This is a genomic window from uncultured Tissierella sp. (assembly GCF_902479755.1).
GTDB classification, from domain to species: Bacteria; Bacillota; Clostridia; order Tissierellales; family Tissierellaceae; genus Tissierella; species Tissierella carlieri.
This window is the reverse complement of sequence record NZ_CABSQO010000015.1, coordinates 36,222-56,413: the sequence shown is the minus strand read 5'-3', so window position 1 is coordinate 56,413 and position 20,192 is coordinate 36,222. Positions and strand designations below refer to the sequence as shown.

Here is a 20,192-nt window from a genome sequence, read left to right as displayed (position 1 = left end):
TGATATAATTGCTTGTAAGAAGTATTGAGAGTAAAATTCTAAAAGGTTAGTAGGGGGAGATCGGCTTGAAAGTATTGATTGAAAAGGATTATAAAACTATTAGTGAAGTAGCTGCAAAGATGATAAAGGATGAAATAGAAAGAAAACCTAATTTGACATTGGGACTAGCTACAGGAAGTACTCCTATGGGAACTTATCAAGAATTAATAAGGTTATACAAGGAGGAGGGATTAGATTTTTCTAAAGTAACTACATTTAATTTAGATGAATATGTAGGTTTAGATAGAGATGATCCTAATAGCTATAGTTATCATATGAGGGATGTATTATTTAACCATATCAATATTAAATTGGAGAATACATTTATACCAAATGGGAAATCAGAAAACCTAGAAGATGCTTGTGCATCCTATGATAAAATAATTAGAGACAAGGGTGGAATAGATTTACAGATATTAGGGATTGGAGAGAATGGGCATATTGCATTTAATGAACCATCAGATAAATTAAATATATATACTAGCATCGTAAAGTTAGATGATACAACTATCAATGCAAACTCCAGATTTTTTAATTCAATTGAAGAAGTACCTAAAACTGCTATAACTATGGGAATGAGTAGTATAATGGGGGCGAGAAAGATAATTTTAATGGCCCATGGAAAGAAAAAGGCTCCTATTGTAAAAAAATTACTTGAAGCTAAACATATTTCTACTTATATACCTGCAACCCTTCTTTTATTGCATCCGAATGTTACATTTATTTTAACTGAAGAAGCTTATGAAGCTTAAAGATAAAAAAGGTGATAATATGAGAACTCTAATAAGGAATATAAATTTAATTAATCCCTATGAAATATTTTTTGGTTACGGTGTAGTTGTAGAACAAGATAAAATTGTTGAGATAAATATAGAAGATAATATAAAAATAGAAAATATAGATTTAGTTATTGATGGAAAAGGAAATTTCCTAGCACCTGGTTTTGTTGATATCCACAATCATGGAAACATGGGATTTGATATTATGGATAGTACTGAGAATGCCATAGATAATATTGGCAGATTTCATTTGAAAAATGGTGTTACATCTTATTTAGGAACGGTAATAACATCTTCCTATGAAAATATGTCTAATGCAATAAGAAATCTGGCAAACTATAAAAATAAAAAGGAATTGTCTCAACTAATAGGAGTACATCTAGAAGGACCATTTTTCTCCTTAGATAAAAAAGGAGCACAGCCAGGTAAGTATATTAAGAATCCCAATAAGGAAGAGATAAGGGAAATTTTCAATATATCTAATGGTCGTCTAAAAATGGTTTCTATAGCTCCTGAAACTTCTGGAGCATTAGATATTATATCTTATTTAAAGTCTAAGGATATTATAGTGGCATTAGCCCATAGCAATGCAAGCTTTGAAGAAACACAAATAGGAATAAACTATGGTGCTACTGTAGCTACACATTTATACAATGGGATGAGAGAATTTAATCATAGAGAGCCAGGGATAATAGGAGCAGCATTGTTAGACGAAAGAGTATACTGCGAAATTATATACGATAGAATTCATTTACATGATGCTGCAGTAAAAATTGCTGTCAGAATGAAGGGGGTAGATAAGATAGTACTTGTATCAGATTCTATGATGGCAGCAGGACTTTCAGATGGTGATTATGAGCTGGGAGGACAAAAGGTAATAGTCAAAAACAGTACAGCTAGATTAGAAACTGGAAGTTTAGCAGGATCTACTCTGAATCTAAGAGATGCGGTATATAATATGATATATTATTTAGATATTCCTATAAATGATGCAATAAGAATGGCAAGTTTGTCTCCTGCCAAGGCTATAGGAATCAATGGGCATAAAGGAAGTATTGAGATAGGTAAAGATGCAGATATGATATTAATAGATAAAGATATAAATGTACTCGGTACTATGGTCATGGGAGAATGGAAATTCTGTAGTAACTAATAAGATTAAGTTTAAAGGGGGGATAGATTGAAGGTTATTGATAAGGTATATAATACTCTTTTAGATTTAGAGCTAAAAAAGAAAACAGGTGTATCTGCTACGGATATATCAAAGAAGTTAAACTTAGATAGGTCTACGATTAGTAGATATCTCAATGCTTTATATAATGATAAAAGGATAGAGAAAATAGATGGAAGGCCTGTTCTATTCCAATCAATATCAAATAATACTCTTACCTCCTCTGATAACAAATTTAGTGATGAATTAAATAGTTTAGATAAACTAGCTGGAGCTAAGCAGGGTTTAAGTGTTCCTATAGAAAAAGCTAAAGCCGCTATTATATACCCACCAAAAGGTCTTCATACTTTGTTGTTAGGGGAAACTGGAGTTGGAAAATCTTTATTTGCTGAGCAGATGTATGAATATGCTAAAGAAGTCGATATACTAGACAAGGATGCACCCTTTATAAGATTCAATTGTGCAGATTATGCCAGCAATCCTAATCTTTTAACAGCACATATCTTTGGAGTAAAAAGAGGTGCATTTACGGGAGCTGAAACTGATAGAGATGGACTTTTAAAAAAAGCTGATAAAGGAGTACTTTTTTTAGATGAAATACATAGATTAACTCCAGAAGGGCAAGAGATGTTATTTACATATATAGATAAAGGTTTTTTTAGGCCTCTTGGGGAGAGCGAAAAGTCGATATATGTAAATGTTAGGATAATAGCTGCTACTACAGAGGAACCAGAATCATATTTGCTGCAAACCTTTTCTAGAAGGATACCTATGGTAATAAGATTACCAAATTTACATGAGAGGTCTTTAGCAGAAAGATATTCTTTGATAGAATCCTTTATTAGAGAAGAATCACGTAGACTTGGAGAAAGTATTTATATCAATAAAAACTCAATTATTTCTTATTTATTATATGATTGTCCAAATAATATTGGCCAATTAAAGAGTGATATACAACTTTCTTGTGCCAAAGCCTTCTTAAATTATAAAGCAAATTTAAATGGTTTTCTTACGATTAATCAAGGGGATTTACCAAATCATGTAAGAAAGGGTTTACTTTATTTGAATGAATATAGGAAGGAAGTAAATGAATTACTAGGTGGAACTAATGATATATTGAAGTATAGTGAAATCGAGGAACCACCTTTAAAACTTATCCATGAAGAAGAAAATATAGGTGAAGATTTTTATAACATAATTGAAGAAAAAATTGATACCTTCAAGATGTCAGGAATGGACGAATCAGATATAAATGAGATTCTAAGCATAGACATAGAATCTCATTTTCAAAAATATATTGGAGAAATAAGTAGACGCTATAGGAAAAACGAAATCCATAGTATAATTAACAAAGAAATAGCAGGAGTAGTTGAGGAGATTTTATTATTAGCTAAGGAAGGTTTAAATAGGGAATATGATGAGAGGATATATTTTGGATTATCTTTCCATCTTGAAAGAAGCGTCGAAAGAATTAGAAATGGAGAAAAGATATATAATCCTAAATTAAACTTTATTCGAATAAATTATGAAGATGAATTTATATTTGCTATGAAGATAGCAAAATTAATAGATAATAAGTTTAATATTGAAATACCAGTAGATGAGATAGGATATTTGGCTATGTTTTTTGCATCTGATTATTTCAAAGATAAAAAGGAAATAGAATCAAATGTGAAAATTATTGTTGTAATGCATGGTCGAAGTACCGCAAGTTCAATGGTAGAGGTAGTAAATAGTTTAATAGGTTCTGATTTTGTTGTAGGCCTTGATATGCCATTATCTATGAAGCCCCAGAAAATGTATGAGATAACGAAAGATAAGGTCTTAGAAATTCATAGGGATAAAGGTGTTATTTTAATGGTGGACATGGGTTCCCTAACCAATTTTGGCCATATGATTACTGAAGAAACTGGTGTTGAAGTTAGAACAATTGATATGGTTAGTACTCTAATAGTTTTAGATATTGCAAGAAAAGCAATAATAGGATATGCATTAGAGGATATTTTAGGATCAATTAGTTATAAAGGAATAATAGATACTTCACAAGATAGGAATAGAAAAAAAGAGAATATTATTGTTTCCGCTTGCTTTACAGGTGATGGAGTAGCAAAGAAGATATCGGATATCGTAAGCAATACGATATCTAATAAGAATATTAAGATAATTACTATTAATATTATTGATGACAGAAGGATAGAAGACAGAATAGCAGAATTAGAGAAGAATTATAATATACTAGCTATTATAAGTGCAGTTAATATAAATATAAAATCAATACCATTTATTTCTGCCATTGATCTTTTTTCAAAGGAAACTGTGAAAGAGTTAGATAAAATAATTAAAGAAGCTGAAATGTATGATAAGATATGGGATTCTCTTAAGGAACATTTAGTACATTTAGAAAGCGATTTGATAATTAAAGATATTAAATACCTAATAAATGGACTAGAAGAAGGATTAAATATCAAAGTAACAAATGATGTGAAAATGGGCATGGCTCTCCATATTTGTTTTATGATCGATAGCCTTTTAGCTGGGGAAAAAACCAGAATATTTGATGAGCTAGATAGTTTTAGGAAATTATATCTAAATGAGATGTTAATAGTAAAGGAACAATTTAGGTTCATTAATGAAAATTATAAGATTAATATCGGAGATAATGAAGTAGCCTATATTGTTAGGTTGTTTATGGAAAATAATATTAGTGTGTAATAGTGTGTAATTAATTACACACTATTTTCTTATAATGAATAGGAAAGTTCTACTTTAATAATTAATATCAAGAATTTGATCTAGTTGAGTTTTAAGCAGATTGCTGAGAACTTTGATTTCGTGGAAGTCGCTTATACAGTGGGCAAGAGAAGTTATCTATAATGCAACCTTAGAAATTCTTCTCATATATACATAGAATTAACTAATATTAGTGGATATACTGTATTGGCACATATATTGCAATATATATTGATGCACTGATTATTGCATATATTGTGAGGAAAAGGAGGGATTTATTTGTATAATATCGTATTAGTATGTTCAGCAGGAATGTCTACCAGTTTGTTGGTGACAAAAATGCAAAAAGCAGCAGGGGAGCAGGGAATAGAAGTAAACATAAAAGCTGTTGCAGAAGCGGACTTAAAAAACAATTTAGAAAATCTTGACGTATTACTTTTAGGACCACAAGTCAGGTATATGCTTTCTAAGGTCAAAGATTTAATGGAGCCTAAGGGGATTCCTGTGGATGTAATAAACAGTGTAGATTATGGAACTATGAATGGGGCCAAAGTATTGGAGCAGGCTATTTCAATGATTAAAGGGAAGTGATCATTTATTCTATTTTAAAAGGGGGATACGTATGAAAGGCTTTATGAAATGGATGGAAGAAAAATTTGTTCCTGTTGCAGGTAAAATTGGTTCTCAAAGACATCTTGCTGCCATAAGAGATGGTTTTGTTGGTATTATGCCTATTGTCTTAGCAGGTACATTTGTAGTTTTATTAAATAATACCATAGGTGTTTGGATTCCAGCCATAGGAAATATACTAGGACCCATTAACGGTAATGTTTGGTGGGGTACTCTAGCTATACTAGGTCTACTGGTGACATTCTCTATAGGATATAATCTTGCAAAATCCTATGGTGAAGATGGTTTAGTAGCAGGTTTGGTTTCCGTAGCAGCATTTATTACTACTTTACCTCAAGCTCATGGAGACGCAGGATGGGGATATATACATTGGGGATTTTTAAATGCAGGTGGAATATTTACAGGTATGATAGTAGCAATAATCGGAACAGAAATATATGTAAAATTAACTAAACGTGGATTGATAATTAAGATGCCTGATACTGTGCCACCAGCGGTAGGTAAATCATTTGCAGCAGTAATACCAGGATTTATTGTTTTGATGCTTTTTGGTACATTGACTCTTATTATCGATAGAGCAGGATTAGGTAGTTTATATGATTTAATATTTAATCTAATTCAAAAACCACTTATGGCTATTACACAGGGTATGGCAGCAGTTATTATAATGCCTATTTTAATGAACCTATTATGGTTCTTTGGAGTACATGGTGCAAATATATTTGAGCCTATTATGCAATCGGTATATTTACCGGCTCTTACCGAAAACTATGATGCTATAATGGCAGGAGGGCAAGCTCCGCATTTAATTACAAAGGCATTCTTCGATTCGTTTGTTCATTTAGGAGGCTCTGGTGCCACTTTAGCATTAATACTTGCAATCTTTATAGTAATTAGAAAGAGAGAGGAATATAAAGCAGTTGCTAAACTCTCACTTCCTATGGGAATATTCCAGATTAATGAGTCTGTAATATATGGAATTCCAATAGTATTGAATCCTATATTATTCATTCCATTTTTAATTATACCGGGAATATTAGCCACAATTGCATATTTAGCCACAGCTACAGGAATAGTTCCGCCAACCTATGTACAAATACCTTGGATAACACCTGTAGGTATTGGAGCCTTTATGGCAACAGGTGCTAAGGGAATTGGTAGTATTATAGCAGCATTATTAGCTTTAGTGAATTTTGCTATAGCGACTATAATATATATTCCATTTGTAAGAATGGCAGAAAAACAGGCATTAGATAGAGAAAAAGTAAAAGGCTAATAAAATTGGGGCCGTATAGGCCCCTTTAATTTAAAGGAGTGGCTATATGAATAAGTTTCTCAAAATAGCGACAATAGGCGGGGGCTCCTCATATACCCCAGAGTTTTTAGAAGGTTTAATAAATAGATACGGTGAACTACCAGTAGATGAATTATGGCTTGTAGATATAGAAGAGGGCTTGGAAAAACTTGAAATCATCGGTGAACTGGGAAGACGAATGGTAGATAAGGCTAATATACCGATGAAAATATTTACAACAACAGATAGAAAAAAGGCGATTAAAGATGCAGATTTTGTAACAACCCAAATTAGAGTAGGACAGTTAAAGGCGAGAGCTAAGGATGAAAGCATTCCTTTATCCTATGGATTTATAGGGCAAGAAACTAATGGAGCAGGAGGTTTAGTTAATGGACTGAGAACTATACCTGTAATATTAGAGATAGCTGACGAAATGAATGAGTTATGCCCCGATGCATGGTTAATTAATTTCACAAATCCAGTTGGAATGGTTACGGAAGCTTTAGCAAGATATTCAAAACATAGAAAATTTATTGGTCTTTGCAATACACCGGTGGGGATAGAGCGAGGTATTGCTAAGATTTTAGATATAGATCATAGCAGAGTAAGAATTGATTTTGCTGGGTTAAATCATATGATATATGGATTTAACATATTTGTAGACAATCAAAATAAGACTTCGGAAGTTTTTGAAAGATTTATCGAAAATTCTATTTTAGTTAATATGAAAAATATAGATCCAATGGAATGGGATGAGAAATTTTTAAAAGCGTTGAAATTAATTCCATGTCCATATCATAAATACTATTATAAACAGCGTGATATGCTGGAAAGTCAATTAAATCAATATAAAAATGGAATTACAAGGGCTGAGGAAGTTATAAAAACGGAATCCGAATTATTTAATATCTATAAAAATTCAGAATTAAATACGAAACCTATTGAATTAGAAAAAAGAGGGGGATCATATTACTCTGATGCAGCATGTAATTTAATATCTTCGATTTATAATAATACAGGAGATTTACAGGTGGTAAGTACGATTAATGGAACTACAATTAAAGATTTTCCACCGGAGTATGCTATAGAAATTACTAGTCGTATTACAAAAGATGGACCAGTACCCTATAAGTTTATAGATGAGTTTCCAGTTAGCATAAAAGGTTTAATCAATCAAATAAAAACCTTTGAAATACTTGGAGCTGAAGCAGCTATGGAAGGCAATTATGATAAAGCATTGCTTGCCATTACATTAAATCCTCTTATAGCTAATGATATTCTGGGACATAGGCTATTAGATGAGATGCTTGAGTCTAATAAGGAATACCTGTCAAGGTTCTTTAACAAAGAATTCCATAGAGAAAATCAATAAAGGAGAGATTAGAATGGATTTAGAACTTACAATAATAAATATAATAAATTTCAGTGGGGAAGCTAGAAGTTTCTGTATGGAAGCCATTGGATATGCTAAAAGCGGAGAATCTAAAAAGGCAAGAGATGCTATGGAAGAAGCTAATAATAAATTATCAGAAGCCCATAAAAGTCAAACTTTATTGATACAAGAAGAGGCAAGGGGAGAAGGAGAACCTATTTCACTCCTATTGGTTCATGCTCAGGATCATTTAATGAACGCTATTACTGTAAGAGATATGGCAAATGAATTTATAGAGTTATACCAAATAATAAAAGAGTTAAGAGGAGAAAGAAATTATGGTTAAACTAGGAGTATCTGTTTATCCAGATAAATCTAATTTGGAAGACAATAAAAGATATCTCAAATTAGCATCAGAATATGGATTTAGCAGGGTATTTTTGAATTTTTTGACTGTTGAAAATGAAGAGATATTAGAGAGATTCAAGGAAATAGTCAAATTTGCTAGAGAATTAAAAATGGAGATTATAGCAGACGTTGCTCCTAAGGTTTTTAAGGATTTAAATATAGATTATAAAGATTTAAAGATATTCAGTGATATAGGGCTTACAGGAATTAGATTAGATATGGGCTTTAGTGGCAATGAAGAAAGTATAATGTCATTCAACCCTTATGGATTAAAGATAGAATTAAATATTAGTAGTGGCACAAAGTACTTAGACAATGTTATGAGCTATCTACCTAACAAAGATAATATAATTGGGTGTCACAATTTTTACCCTCATAGATATACGGGAATATCTAGAGTCCATTTTATGAAGACCACAGAAGAATTTAAGAAGTATGGACTTAGAACTGCCGCCTTCGTTTCATCCAATGAAGCAAGTTTTGGTCCTTGGAATGTAAATGAAGGACTGCCCACTATGGAAGAGCATAGAGAACTACCTATTGAAGTTCAAGTCAAGGATCTAATAAATACTGGACTAATTGATGATATTATTATTTCTAACTGTTTTGCATCAGAGGAAGAATTAAAGACCTTAGCTTCTCTTAATAAAGATATTTTAGAGTTAAATGTAGAGATAGATGAAAACCTTCCAGAAGTGGAGAGGAATATTTTATTAAATGAGCTTCATTTTAACAGAGGAGATGTTTCTGAATATATGATTAGATCCACTCAGTCTAGAGTAAAGTATAAAGGATATGAATTTAAATTGCTTAATCCTAGGGATATGAAGACGGGTGATATTGTAATTGAGTCTAACTTATATGCACATTATGCTGGAGAAGTACATTTGGTTTTAAAACCTATGAAAAACAGCAATAGATCTTCAGTGGTTGGAAAAGTTATTGATGAAGAAATATTTTTACTTGACTACATAAAACCATGGCAAAAATTTAGGCTTAAGCTAAAGTAATGAAAATAGATATGAGTTAGGAGTTGATCTTATGGTCCAAAGGGAAATAGTATTACTAAATGATACAGGATTACATGCCAGGCCAGCATCTATGATTGTAAAAGAGGCTGCTAAATACATCAGTGAAATAAAAATTATTAAAAATGAAAAGGAATATAATGCTAAAAGTATAATGAGTATATTAAGTATGGGTGCTATAAAGGGGGATTGCCTTGTAATAAGAGCTATAGGTGAAGACGAAGAAAAGGCAGTTGAAGAACTAGGAGATTTCATTGAGAATAAGATAATGGATTAGGAGGAGATCTTTGTGAAAGGTTTAGGAACTTCAGTAGGCATTGGCATAGGAAAGGTTCTAATATATAAAGAGCCTGAGATAAAGATTTCTAAAAATAGTATTTCTGATAGTGAGCAAGAAATAGAAAGATTAAATCAATCTATCCATAAAGCTATAATAGAGATAGATAATATATACAATATAACCTTAGAGAAAGTAGGGGAGCCAGAAGCAGAAATATTTGCTGCTCACAAGATGATATTAGAAGATCCAGAATATATTAGTGCTATAAAAGAGAAAATATTAACTGATAATGTAAATAGCGAATGGGCAGTTAGGGAAATAACTAATTCCTATATTTCACTTTTTCAAGAGATGGAGGATGAATATCTAAGGGCAAGGGCCGTTGATATAAAGGATGTATCCGATAGGATGCTAAGGATATTATTAAATATAGAAACTAAGGATTTATCCCTAATAAATAGGGAAACCATAATTGTTGCTAGAGATTTGAATCCGTCAGATACAGCTCAAATAAACAAAGATATGGTAGTTGGAATTGTGACAGAAATAGGTGGTCGCACATCCCATACATCAATAATGGCAAGAACTATGAATATTCCTGCAATATGCGGAGTAAAAGATATTACTGATATAGTAAAAGAAGATGATTTAATGATTATCAATGGCTCAACTGGAGACATTATCGTAAATCCCACTGTAAATGAAGTTATATTATATAGGAAAGAAAAGGAAGACCTAGAGAAGCTGAGAAAAGAATTGGAAAAATTAAAAGGACAAGAATCCATATCTAAAGACGGATATAAGGTAGAACTAGCTGGAAATATAGGAACTTTACAGGATATAGATAAGGTAATAGAGAATGATGGTGAGGGAGTAGGACTCTACAGAACGGAGTTTCTTTATATGTATAATGATAAGCTTCCCACAGAGGAGGAACAGTTTGAAGCTTATAAAATAGTTGCAGAAAGACTAAAAGGAAAGCCCTTAGTCATTAGAACTTTGGATGTGGGGGGAGATAAGGATATTCCTTATTTAAATATTCCAAAAGAAATGAACCCATTTTTAGGATATAGAGCAATAAGATTTTGCTTAGATAATGAGGGAATATTCATTACTCAAATAAGAGCTATTTTAAGGGCAAGTGCATATGGAAATGTAAAGATAATGTTTCCTATGATTTCAAATATAGAGGAATTAAGAGAAAGTAAATTGATAGTTGAGGGAGTTAAAGAAGAGCTAAGGAAAGAGAATATTGAGTTTAACGAAAATATAGAAATAGGAATTATGGTTGAAATTCCTGCCGTAGCAATACATTCAAGGCAATTTGCTAAAGAAGTTGATTTCTTCAGTATAGGAACAAACGATTTGATTCAATATACCTTGGCAGTGGATAGGGGAAATCAAAAGATATCTAATCTATATAATCAATTTCATCCAGCTATATTGTCCTTAATAAAAATGACTATAGATAATGGACATAAAGAAGGTATCTGGGTAGGAATGTGCGGCGAGGTTGCAGGTGATGAAAAGCTTATACCTATACTTTTAGCAATGGGGTTAGATGAATTTAGTATGAGTGCTTCATCTATATTGAAGGCTAGACATTTAATAAGGAATACCTCGAAAAAAGAGATTGAAGAAAAATTAGACTATATACTAGACCTGCCTACGGCAGATGAGGTGGAGAAGTATATTGATGAAAATATAATATCTAATGATTTAGATATATAGAAAAGCTAAGAGGAATCTTAGCTTTTTTGCTTATAAAAAAGTTTTTCAACTTCATACAAAGTACAAATAGAAATGCTATACTGTTTTATATGAGGTGGTGGATTTGAAACGTATTTTAATTGTAGAAGACGATGGTGATATACAAGAATTGCTACAAAATTTTTTGGAGGCAGCGAATTATATTGTTACTTTAGCCAGTGATGGTGTGGAGGCTATTTCCAGATTCCATGAAAAGAAGTATGATCTCGTTCTATTAGATGTACTGCTGCCTAAAATTGACGGATACAGTATATGCGAATTGATCCGTAAAGAAAGTACAGTACCTATTATTATGGTAACAGCCTTAGATAGTGAAGCAAATCAGATTAAGGGCTTTGATCTGGAAATAGACGACTATGTCACAAAACCTTTTTCTATGGAGATTTTATTACGCAAGATTTCAGCAGTGCTGCGGCGTACAGCTGCTAAGCCCAGATGTAATCAAATTTCTTATCAGGGACTTATATTGGATATTGATGGATATCAGACCTGTATGAATGGGAAGATAATTGACCTGACCTTACGGGAGTTTGAACTGCTTCGGGAGCTTTTGACCCATCAAGGTAAGGTACTTACCAGACAAATGCTATTAAATCGTCTATGGGAATATGACTTTTACGGGGATGAGCGTGTGGTGGATACACATATTAAAAATCTGAGGAAAAAGCTTGGCGTTGATTATATCGAGACCATAAGAGGGGTGGGTTATCGTATTGATAAAGAAAATTAGAAGTAGCTTAACGATAAAAATATTTCTTATGACTAGTTTACTATTAGCTCTTGCATGTGTACTTACATATTCTTTTATTGCATGGTTTATGCCTCTTACTTATACTTCAGATTTGAGTATCCAACTAGATAGGAAACTACAGAAACTAGTGAATGAACTAAAGAATACCAATCTCCAAAACTGTGAAGATATTTTTGAGCGATTTATCATGGAAGTGGGTTCTAATGTTGGAATAAATTTTGAGATATTGGATGCACAAGGCAATTCCATAGATATTCCCATTAACCGCGAGACTTCTTATATACACAATGGTGTTTTTATTGGAGTAATGATTACTGAGTCGGAATCAACGATTACTGAATCGGAGTCCATAAGCAATATGACTGTGACATCCATAGGAGATAGTATGTCTATGACAACTAACAAAGAATATCCTTTTACCTTCGCTGATTCAGATGATCAGTATGTGCTAGTGGTATCGAGTGTTCTACAGGGTGTCAATCAAGCAGTAGAAGCACTGGAGAGGATTCTCCCGTGGCTGATTGTAACAATCCTGTGTATCTCCTTTCTCGGTTCTTTATTCTATTCTAGATATGTGACTCGTCCCATTATAAAACTTAGTGGTATTTCTAAAAGGATGTCAAATTTGGAATTTGACTGGCATTGTAAAGATAATCGTAAGGATGAAATCGGTGTATTGGCACACAGCCTCAATGAATTATCACGGCGTTTGTCAAATGCTTTAAGGGAATTGCAGCAAGCGAATATAGAGCTGAAAAGTGATATTGATAGGGAGCGAGAGTTAGAGCGTAAACGAATGGAATTTTTCTCAGCAGTTTCCCATGAACTAAAAACCCCTATAACGGTTATTAAGGGACAGATTGAGGGAATGTTGCTGCATGTAGGGGTTTATAAGGATAGGGACAAATATCTCTCCCGAGCATTAACTGTAGCAGGAACAATGGAGGAATTAGTTCAAGAGATACTAACAATTTCACGCATGGAAACCTATGAATTCTCTTTACATAAGGAGGAGTTAGATTTCTCTAAGCTTGTGCATAAACAGATTTTAGAGCACGCAGAACTTCTAGAAAAGAAGAACCTTATACTCAAAACAGAAATTGATGAATATATCCCAATTGTTGCCGATTTTGCTATGATTAATAAAGTGCTTGTAAATCTTATCTCCAATGCGGCATACTATTCACCTGAAAACCAATTAATTCGTATTAATGCCAAGGCTGAGGAATCTGGTATGTTATTCATCATTGAGAACACTGGTATTCATATTCCACAGGAGGTATTGCCACGGTTGTTTGAGGCCTTTTATCGTGTAGAACAATCACGTAATCGTCAGAGTGGGGGTAGCGGCTTGGGATTATATATTGTAAAAATGATTCTAGAGCAACATGGAGCAGACTATAAAATTGAAAACACAGCCGATGGAGTGCAATTTACTTTTAAACTGAAATAAATAACGTTTGGGAACATTTTGCTTCCTAGACGTTGTTTTTTTAGACTTCATACAAACTACATATTAACAACAAAGAAACCTCAAACTGTTTTGTTATTCTGTTCTTGTATATAAAACAAGAAAGGATGATATATCTATGAAGATTTCTGTTCAAAATCTGAATATGACTTATCCAACAGGGAAAAAGGCGTTGCAGGATGTTTCACTTGAAATGCAAAGTCCTAATTTCATTGGTTTACTAGGCCCTAATGGTGCAGGAAAATCCACTCTGATGAAGTTATTGGTTGCGGGACTACTACCTACTACAGGAGAAATACGGTTGGATGATGTACCACTGATTAAAAATGAAAAAAAACTCAAGGCTGCTTTAGGATATCTTCCTCAGAAATTTGGATTATATGACGAGTTGACTGTCTGGCAGTTCCTTGATTATATGTCAGCCTTGAAGGGGATTAAAGAGAGCAAGGCTGAAATAGAAAGAGTCATTCGGGAGACCAATCTTACTGAAAAGCGAAAGGCACGGATAAATACACTATCTGGTGGCCAACGTCAGCGTGTTGGAATTGCACAAGCGCTTTTAGGCAGTCCTCAGTTTCTAATATTTGACGAACCAACAGTAGGGCTTGATCCAGAGGAGCGTATTAATTTTCGTAACCTTTTTTCTAAGAATGCACAGGATAAAATAGTGCTGCTTTCCACACATATTATTGAGGATGTCCAGTCCGTCTGCAATCGGCTCATTGTTATGAATCATGGAAGAATATTGTTTGATGGACGATCTGAGGAATTAATTCGGTCAGCATATGGACATGTAGGAGTATACAATAAAGAAATTCAGGAAAATGAAGAACATGGATTTAAAGTGACTGCTCGTATGACTACTGCCAATGGTATATCTTGTCGAATTGTTGCAGGGGTATTGCCTGATTTTGCACATCCGACGGAACCAACCTTAGAAGATGCATACATATATTTGATTGAGAAGGGGGAGGAGGGACGATGAATTTTTTATCCTATTTTCGAGTGGAAGTAAATCGTATCTTCCGTTCGAAAATTACATGGTTCATTATAGCTCTTTCTGTTCTTGTACCCCTTGGTGGATATAATCTGTCTGGACCTGTTCCGCCATTGACTACTGCTTCACGATTTATTGCTAATCCGGTATTAATAGGGGCTTTAGGTGGCGCGATATTGTTTGCTTTGTTGACCCTATTTGAATTGAATAAAGTACATAAAAATCTTACTGCAGAATTGACTGATACAATAGTCTCTCCCCATATATTAAATATTGCACGATTATTTGGGGTAATTGTATCAGCAACAGTTGCTGTCTTAGTGGCTACAATTGTGTATTTACCTTATACTGTATTGAAAATGGGTGATATTTTTAATTTGAAGATATATTTGAACAGTTATTTTATTTTAATGTTGCCTTCACTTTGGATTTCTATTCTAGCTATGGCAACATTTTATCAGATTATCCATCGAACTGACCTTAGCTTTGTATTATTCATTGTATTTTTCCTACTTAGCACTAGTCGATGGTTTGCCGATGATTACATTCTTCGTTGGGTAAATCCGTTAGTTCCTATTTTATCAGATGATTTCAGTAATGCCCAAGTATTTCGTATGGCATCCTACAACCGTCTGTTTTGGTTCTCAATCCTGATTGGCATATGGCTTCTATCCATGTTATGTGTTCGAAGATATGGCAAAGGACTACTTGGCTCTTTGATTCGTAATGGACGTAGAATTTATATTCCTTTGCTATCTGTAACTTTGATTATAGGTGGATATTATATGTATGTAAATCAGCCTTATGTAGACCACAGTCCACTAGATTGGCAGAATATAGATACTTCTTTAAATATAAATGAAGAGTTTACAAAGTTAGCTCTAAAGGATACAAGCATCGATATTAACTTCAACACAAAGAGAGGGACACTATCTGGAACTGCGATTTACCATATTCAAAATGAAAATACTGTTTCCCCAAAATGTCGCTTGGGGATTAATCCAGGATATACCATTAAGCAAATCACGGCCAATGGGGAAGAGGTGACCTTTTCTGATTTGAATAATGACACCAATAACTTTAAATATGTTATCTTTGAATTACCTCCTGAAAAGGATATAGAGCTATCTATAGATTATGGGGGAATGCATCAGATATGGTCGGTGATGGTGTCTACATTTGGAGGGTCACATATTGGTGACAATTATATTGATCTGGGTGGAAAGGACTTAGCCCCTATATTAGAAATTCCATCATCAGAAGAAGGAGGTCAGATTACAGGACGGTTTACAATTCCCGAGAATCTGAATTTGATAGCAACTGGCGATACAGTAAAGCTATTATCGGAAAATGATGATGGAACCAAGACTTGGCTTGCTCATGATACTGGTAGTCGATTAAGTATTTTTGCAGGTGATTATGTGAAGTTGGAAATAGATGGTGGTAATATGCCAGTTGAGTTTTATTATAGTAGTAAGCATCAAAAAGTTATGGAAAAGATGGATGCACAAAATATAATGGAGCATACAATTGCCTATTGCACTGACCATTATGGTCCATTACTTTTTGCCACACCTGGATATCCATTCAAAATTATACAAAGTTCGGCTTTCTTATTTGGGGGAGGTGCAATCAAAAATTGTAGTTTCATGGGCGAAATCTATTTCAGTGATGAGAATTTGAATAACAAGCAACATGGTGCATCCAGTGGTGAAGTGTTATCCCATGAGATTGCTCATCAATGGTGGGGATTGAGTGCACAGTCTATGGATATGGAAAATCTAGACTGGACTGATGAGGGGGTTACTGTTTACACTACTTACAGAATTGCAAAAGAAAAATTTGGTGCTGAATATGCACAAAAAAATTATGTAGAAGTTTGGAAACAAGAAGTAAAGGATCAAAAAAATAACTTTTATAATAGACATCCTGAATATCTGGATATCCTTCCGGAAAAATATGCTGCTAGACTATATTCCAGTAATACAGGCACAAATATGTATAGTGTCATGCCACTTACAATCTATAAAGCCGCTGAGTTGGTGGGGGGAGAGGAGAGAATGGATGAAATTTTGGCAGAATTGTATCAAAATGGTGGTACAGAAATGCCTCCCTATATCACTTACAATGATTTTTTAGAAGCCTGTGGACTAAGAAAGGAGGAGTTAATCCTTGACTAAGTTATTCAAATATGAACTTCGTCGCTTGCTTGTAAATAAATTTTTTCTAGGTCTACTAGTAATAGCTGCTTTACATAGTAAGCATTTATTAGAAACTGTAGTTATCCTAGGTGTTTCTAACACAGCACCCTTTTCGGAATGGAGTTATGGCATGTTTCTTGCGAAAGTTTTACCTATTTTACTGATTGCTTTGCTTTTCTTCGTTTCATTTCTTTATTCAAACCAAGAACAGGGAATGAGCACCTTAAGAAATGCAACCCCTATTAATCTAAGTGTATTACTATTACTTCGTTGCAGTGCAATGATCATAGGATTTCTGCTGATTGCTGCCATACCAATTGGATTTAGTTTGTGGTTTTATGCCAATAATTTTCATTTCACTAACTTTGGTGTCTTTATATTACCTATATTGATTACACTATTACCTTCAATGTTGTTCATCCTTGGATTAGGTATTATTGCCGGACGATTGCATCCTACACTTCTATATGCATTGATGCCTCTTATGTTATTGTTCAGTTATTTACCAATGCCTCGTATCATTGATCTGTTTGGCAGCAATTTTTTTCAGGATTTTCCTCTAACACTACCCCTTGGAGCAGATGGTGAGGTTGCATTTGTTGTACCCGTAGTAGTATGGATTGGGAAGATAGTTTATTCAATGACTGGTATAGTATTGACAATTTTAGGGTTGATTCATTTTACAAAAAGTGACTATTGACCTAACAGCATATGAGATAGAGCTACTGGATTTCCAGTAGCTCTATAAAATTAAGCTAAATTTTCTCTAATTAATGCTTCAACTTCATTATCATTTGTAAAACGATTTGATTCTTTTTTAGAAAAAATAAGCTTATCATCAAGTTTTACTTCAAAGACACCTCCGGAAGATGGAATTATATTTACCGTCTCTAAGGAATTTTTATGTTCATTTAATATATTCTGTGTTAGAGCAACTGCTCTTCCTAGATAACCTCAAGAAGTACAGTATTCAATACTTATTAAATTTTTCATAAAATCACCTCTACTATTATAATAATCTATACTTACCCAATTAAGTATAAAGAATATAAATAATTAGTGAAAAAAGAATTTAAGAATTTCGAAAAGTTTCTTGAAAATCATGGATAGATATAAATTTTCAATAATTTCAAAATAATTATTTACAGAAAATTGCGACATGATTCTTTATAAGATATATTCAGATTAGAGCTTTAGCTAGAGAATTTTAATAAGCTTAAAAAAGGTGATTTTAATAAGAAATATAAATTTAATGAATCTCTATGAAATATTTTTTGGTTATAGTATGGTTGTAGATGAAGATAAAATAGTTGATATAGGTATGGAAGGCAATATAAAAATAGAAAATATAGATTTGGTCATTGATGGAAAAGGAAATTTTTTAGCATCTAGTTTTATTGATATTCATAATCATGGGAATATGAAAGTCCTGTAGGAACTGATAAAACTAAGTCTTGCTATCATATAATAACTATACTGCATAATAGTACTAATGAAATAATTTGCTATATATTAGGTGTTTTATTGTAATAATGGGATTGTGATAGAGCATCCTAGGACCAGAGAATCTCATCACTGCTTTTATTTTCTCCTTATAGTCTTCTCTATAGCAGCTTGTATCACAGAAACTACAGAAGGTTTTTGATTGCGTATGTGGACAATTGTCAACTCTAGAATAGGAATAAAGAATTAAATCTTCACATTCTGAGCATAATTCATTTTCAGAGTTATGCTTTTTCTTACAGTAAATATATATCATTTTCCTAACAATATTTTTTTCAAATTCCTTTTTATTTCCTATTTTTTCCATATGGTTTCTCCTATTATATTTATAATTTGATGTATAATTCAATTATATATAAAAACAAAAAAATATCAAAGTGAAATGAGATAAAAAGGCAAAAATGGAGAACTTTATTGACATAAAATGGATAAAATTATATAATTAAAATTAAACATTAACAATCTTTTGCAACATTTTAGTGAAGGTGTAGAGAAGAAAACCAAGCTAAGAGAAAGGAGACTGTTATGAAGAAGAAAAGGTTATTGCTAATTGGCTTATTAGTCTTATTATTTTCTACTGGATGCCAGAAGAAAGAGGGTATCATTAGGGCGGAAGAGTGGCAAGATAAGTATCCAGAAATATATGCGTCCTATATGAGAAATGAAGAAATGGAAGAGACTACTTTTGGTGGCTCAGTACCTATTGATTACTTAGAAAAGTATCCAGACCTTAAAGTATTTTATGATGGTTATGGTTTTAGCAAAGAGTACTTAAGAGCAAGAGGACATTCATACGCTTTAGAGGATGTTATGAATACTGCAAGACCAAAAGCAGGTGCTAGTTGTTTGAGTTGTAAGACATCTGATTTCATTGAGGTTTTAGAGAGAGATGGAGTAGAAGTTAACAAGTTGAATTTTGAGGAATTTGTTGCGGAAAATCCACAAATGTCTACTATTAGCTGTTACGATTGTCACAAGAATGAGCCTGGTGTAGTTAATTTAACGAGAAGTCATTTAACAGATGCATTGAATCATATTGATGAGGAAATTAATTCTAAAACTTTAGCTTGTGCTCAGTGCCATGTTGAGTATTACATGGATGCAGAAACTAAGAAAGTAATTTTACCTTGGGAAAAGGGTACAGATACTGATAGTATGCTAGCTTACTATGAAGAAAACAACGTAACTGATTGGGTTCATCCTACTACTGGTGCAGATCTTTTAAAGGCTCAACATCCAGAGTTTGAGACTTTTAATGGAAGTATTCACTACAATATGGGATTATCTTGTGCAGACTGTCATATGCCTGAGATTGAAGAAAAAGGTGATGACTTATTGAGATCTCATCAATGGACAAGTCCGCTTAAATCAGAGAAAGGTCTAAATAAATCTTGTATATCATGTCATGGTGGGACTACAGATGACCTTATAGCTAAAGTAGAAGATGTTCAAAGGGGAGTATACGATAAGCAAGAGAAAGTAAGTGCCGAGCTTCTAGACTTTATTGAAAGGTTGACAGCAGCCATTGAAGATGGAGTTTTAAGTGAAGATGATTTAACGCATCTAAGAGATATTCATAGAAGAGCACAATTTAAGTGGGACTTTGTATTCGTTGAAAATGGAGAAGGATTCCACAATTCAGTTAGAGCCCATGAAGACTTAGATGGTGCTAGGTCCTTGATACAAGAAGGGATTAAGATATTAGAAAAATATGATAGATAAATAAACAGGGCTGAAAAGGCCCTGTTTTAAAATCATAGGAGGTAGA

At 33.2% G+C, this 20,192-nt stretch carries 18 protein-coding genes and 1 pseudogene; 17 read left to right on the top strand and 2 right to left on the bottom strand.

Going from position 1 to position 20,192, the window contains the following annotated elements:
• Positions 1 to 65: 65 nt before the first annotated feature.
• The 15 genes from nagB (at position 66) to RDK80_RS09585 (ending at position 17,621) form a co-directional block, all read left to right on the top strand.
• Positions 66 to 791 (top strand): glucosamine-6-phosphate deaminase, encoded by a 726-nt coding sequence (gene nagB / locus RDK80_RS09655; RefSeq protein ID WP_216558186.1) that lies wholly within the window; start codon positions 66 to 68, stop codon positions 789 to 791.
• Positions 781 to 1,971 (top strand): N-acetylglucosamine-6-phosphate deacetylase, encoded by a 1,191-nt coding sequence (nagA, locus tag RDK80_RS09650; protein WP_246565722.1) that lies wholly within the window; start codon positions 781 to 783, stop codon positions 1,969 to 1,971. Before nagB ends, nagA begins: the two co-directional genes overlap by 11 nt.
• A gap of 27 nt (positions 1,972 to 1,998) precedes the next feature.
• The gene (locus tag RDK80_RS09645; RefSeq protein WP_246565724.1) at positions 1,999 to 4,701 is read left to right on the top strand and encodes a sigma 54-interacting transcriptional regulator; all 2,703 of its coding nucleotides are present in this window, start codon (positions 1,999 to 2,001) and stop codon (positions 4,699 to 4,701) included.
• Positions 4,702 to 4,998: 297 nt separating this feature from the next.
• The gene (locus RDK80_RS09640) at positions 4,999 to 5,310 is read left to right on the top strand and encodes a PTS sugar transporter subunit IIB (RefSeq protein WP_216558189.1); all 312 of its coding nucleotides are present in this window, start codon (positions 4,999 to 5,001) and stop codon (positions 5,308 to 5,310) included.
• A gap of 31 nt (positions 5,311 to 5,341) precedes the next feature.
• Complete coding sequence (locus tag RDK80_RS09635; protein ID WP_216558192.1) at positions 5,342 to 6,625, top strand: PTS sugar transporter subunit IIC; 1,284 nt, start codon at positions 5,342 to 5,344, stop codon at positions 6,623 to 6,625.
• 46 nt (positions 6,626 to 6,671) lie between these two features.
• A complete protein-coding gene (locus tag RDK80_RS09630; protein WP_216558195.1) occupies positions 6,672 to 8,015 on the top strand; it encodes a 6-phospho-beta-glucosidase in 1,344 nt (447 codons plus the stop codon).
• A 13-nt stretch (positions 8,016 to 8,028) separates the two neighbouring features.
• Positions 8,029 to 8,361: a PTS lactose/cellobiose transporter subunit IIA gene (locus RDK80_RS09625; protein WP_216558198.1), complete on the top strand. Its 333-nt coding sequence runs from the start codon at positions 8,029 to 8,031 to the stop codon at positions 8,359 to 8,361.
• Complete coding sequence (locus tag RDK80_RS09620; RefSeq protein ID WP_216558202.1) at positions 8,354 to 9,433, top strand: DUF871 domain-containing protein; 1,080 nt, start codon at positions 8,354 to 8,356, stop codon at positions 9,431 to 9,433. Before RDK80_RS09625 ends, RDK80_RS09620 begins: the two co-directional genes overlap by 8 nt.
• 31 nt (positions 9,434 to 9,464) lie before the next feature.
• Positions 9,465 to 9,728, top strand: coding sequence for an HPr family phosphocarrier protein (locus RDK80_RS09615; protein WP_094901450.1), 264 nt, complete (start codon positions 9,465 to 9,467; stop codon positions 9,726 to 9,728).
• Between the two features lie 12 nt (positions 9,729 to 9,740).
• Positions 9,741 to 11,462 (top strand): phosphoenolpyruvate--protein phosphotransferase, encoded by a 1,722-nt coding sequence (gene ptsP / locus RDK80_RS09610; protein ID WP_216558205.1) that lies wholly within the window; start codon positions 9,741 to 9,743, stop codon positions 11,460 to 11,462.
• Positions 11,463 to 11,565: 103 nt separating this feature from the next.
• Complete coding sequence (locus tag RDK80_RS09605; RefSeq protein WP_246565729.1) at positions 11,566 to 12,231, top strand: response regulator transcription factor; 666 nt, start codon at positions 11,566 to 11,568, stop codon at positions 12,229 to 12,231.
• Positions 12,215 to 13,705 carry a cell wall metabolism sensor histidine kinase WalK gene (locus tag RDK80_RS09600; RefSeq protein ID WP_216558211.1) on the top strand — a complete coding sequence of 497 codons (1,491 nt, stop codon included), beginning with the start codon at positions 12,215 to 12,217 and terminating at the stop codon, positions 13,703 to 13,705. Before RDK80_RS09605 ends, RDK80_RS09600 begins: the two co-directional genes overlap by 17 nt.
• 136 nt (positions 13,706 to 13,841) lie before the next feature.
• Positions 13,842 to 14,708 (top strand): ABC transporter ATP-binding protein, encoded by an 867-nt coding sequence (locus tag RDK80_RS09595; RefSeq protein ID WP_216558214.1) that lies wholly within the window; start codon positions 13,842 to 13,844, stop codon positions 14,706 to 14,708.
• Positions 14,705 to 16,900 carry a hypothetical protein gene (locus tag RDK80_RS09590; protein WP_308524154.1) on the top strand — a complete coding sequence of 732 codons (2,196 nt, stop codon included), beginning with the start codon at positions 14,705 to 14,707 and terminating at the stop codon, positions 16,898 to 16,900. Before RDK80_RS09595 ends, RDK80_RS09590 begins: the two co-directional genes overlap by 4 nt.
• A complete protein-coding gene (locus RDK80_RS09585; protein ID WP_216558220.1) occupies positions 16,893 to 17,621 on the top strand; it encodes a hypothetical protein in 729 nt (242 codons plus the stop codon). Before RDK80_RS09590 ends, RDK80_RS09585 begins: the two co-directional genes overlap by 8 nt.
• Before the next feature lie 50 nt (positions 17,622 to 17,671).
• Here the strand turns inward: RDK80_RS09585 and RDK80_RS09580 are convergent.
• A pseudogene (locus tag RDK80_RS09580) lies at positions 17,672 to 17,863 on the bottom strand (Rdx family protein); the annotation flags it as partial.
• Positions 17,864 to 18,173: 310 nt separating this feature from the next.
• Here RDK80_RS09580 and RDK80_RS09575 point away from each other — a divergent pair.
• Positions 18,174 to 18,356, top strand: a complete 183-nt coding sequence (locus RDK80_RS09575) for a hypothetical protein (RefSeq protein ID WP_308524153.1) — start codon at positions 18,174 to 18,176, stop codon at positions 18,354 to 18,356.
• 54 nt (positions 18,357 to 18,410) lie between these two features.
• On the opposite strand, the gene RDK80_RS09570 is transcribed toward RDK80_RS09575, so the two are convergent.
• Entirely contained in the window at positions 18,411 to 18,731 is a 321-nt protein-coding gene (locus tag RDK80_RS09570; RefSeq protein WP_216558226.1) for a nitrous oxide-stimulated promoter family protein, read from the bottom strand.
• A gap of 218 nt (positions 18,732 to 18,949) precedes the next feature.
• On the opposite strand from RDK80_RS09570, the gene RDK80_RS09565 reads away from it, so the two are divergent.
• A complete protein-coding gene (locus tag RDK80_RS09565) occupies positions 18,950 to 20,146 on the top strand; it encodes an ammonia-forming cytochrome c nitrite reductase subunit c552 (RefSeq protein WP_094901470.1) in 1,197 nt (398 codons plus the stop codon).
• The last annotated feature ends 46 nt before the right edge of the window (positions 20,147 to 20,192 follow it).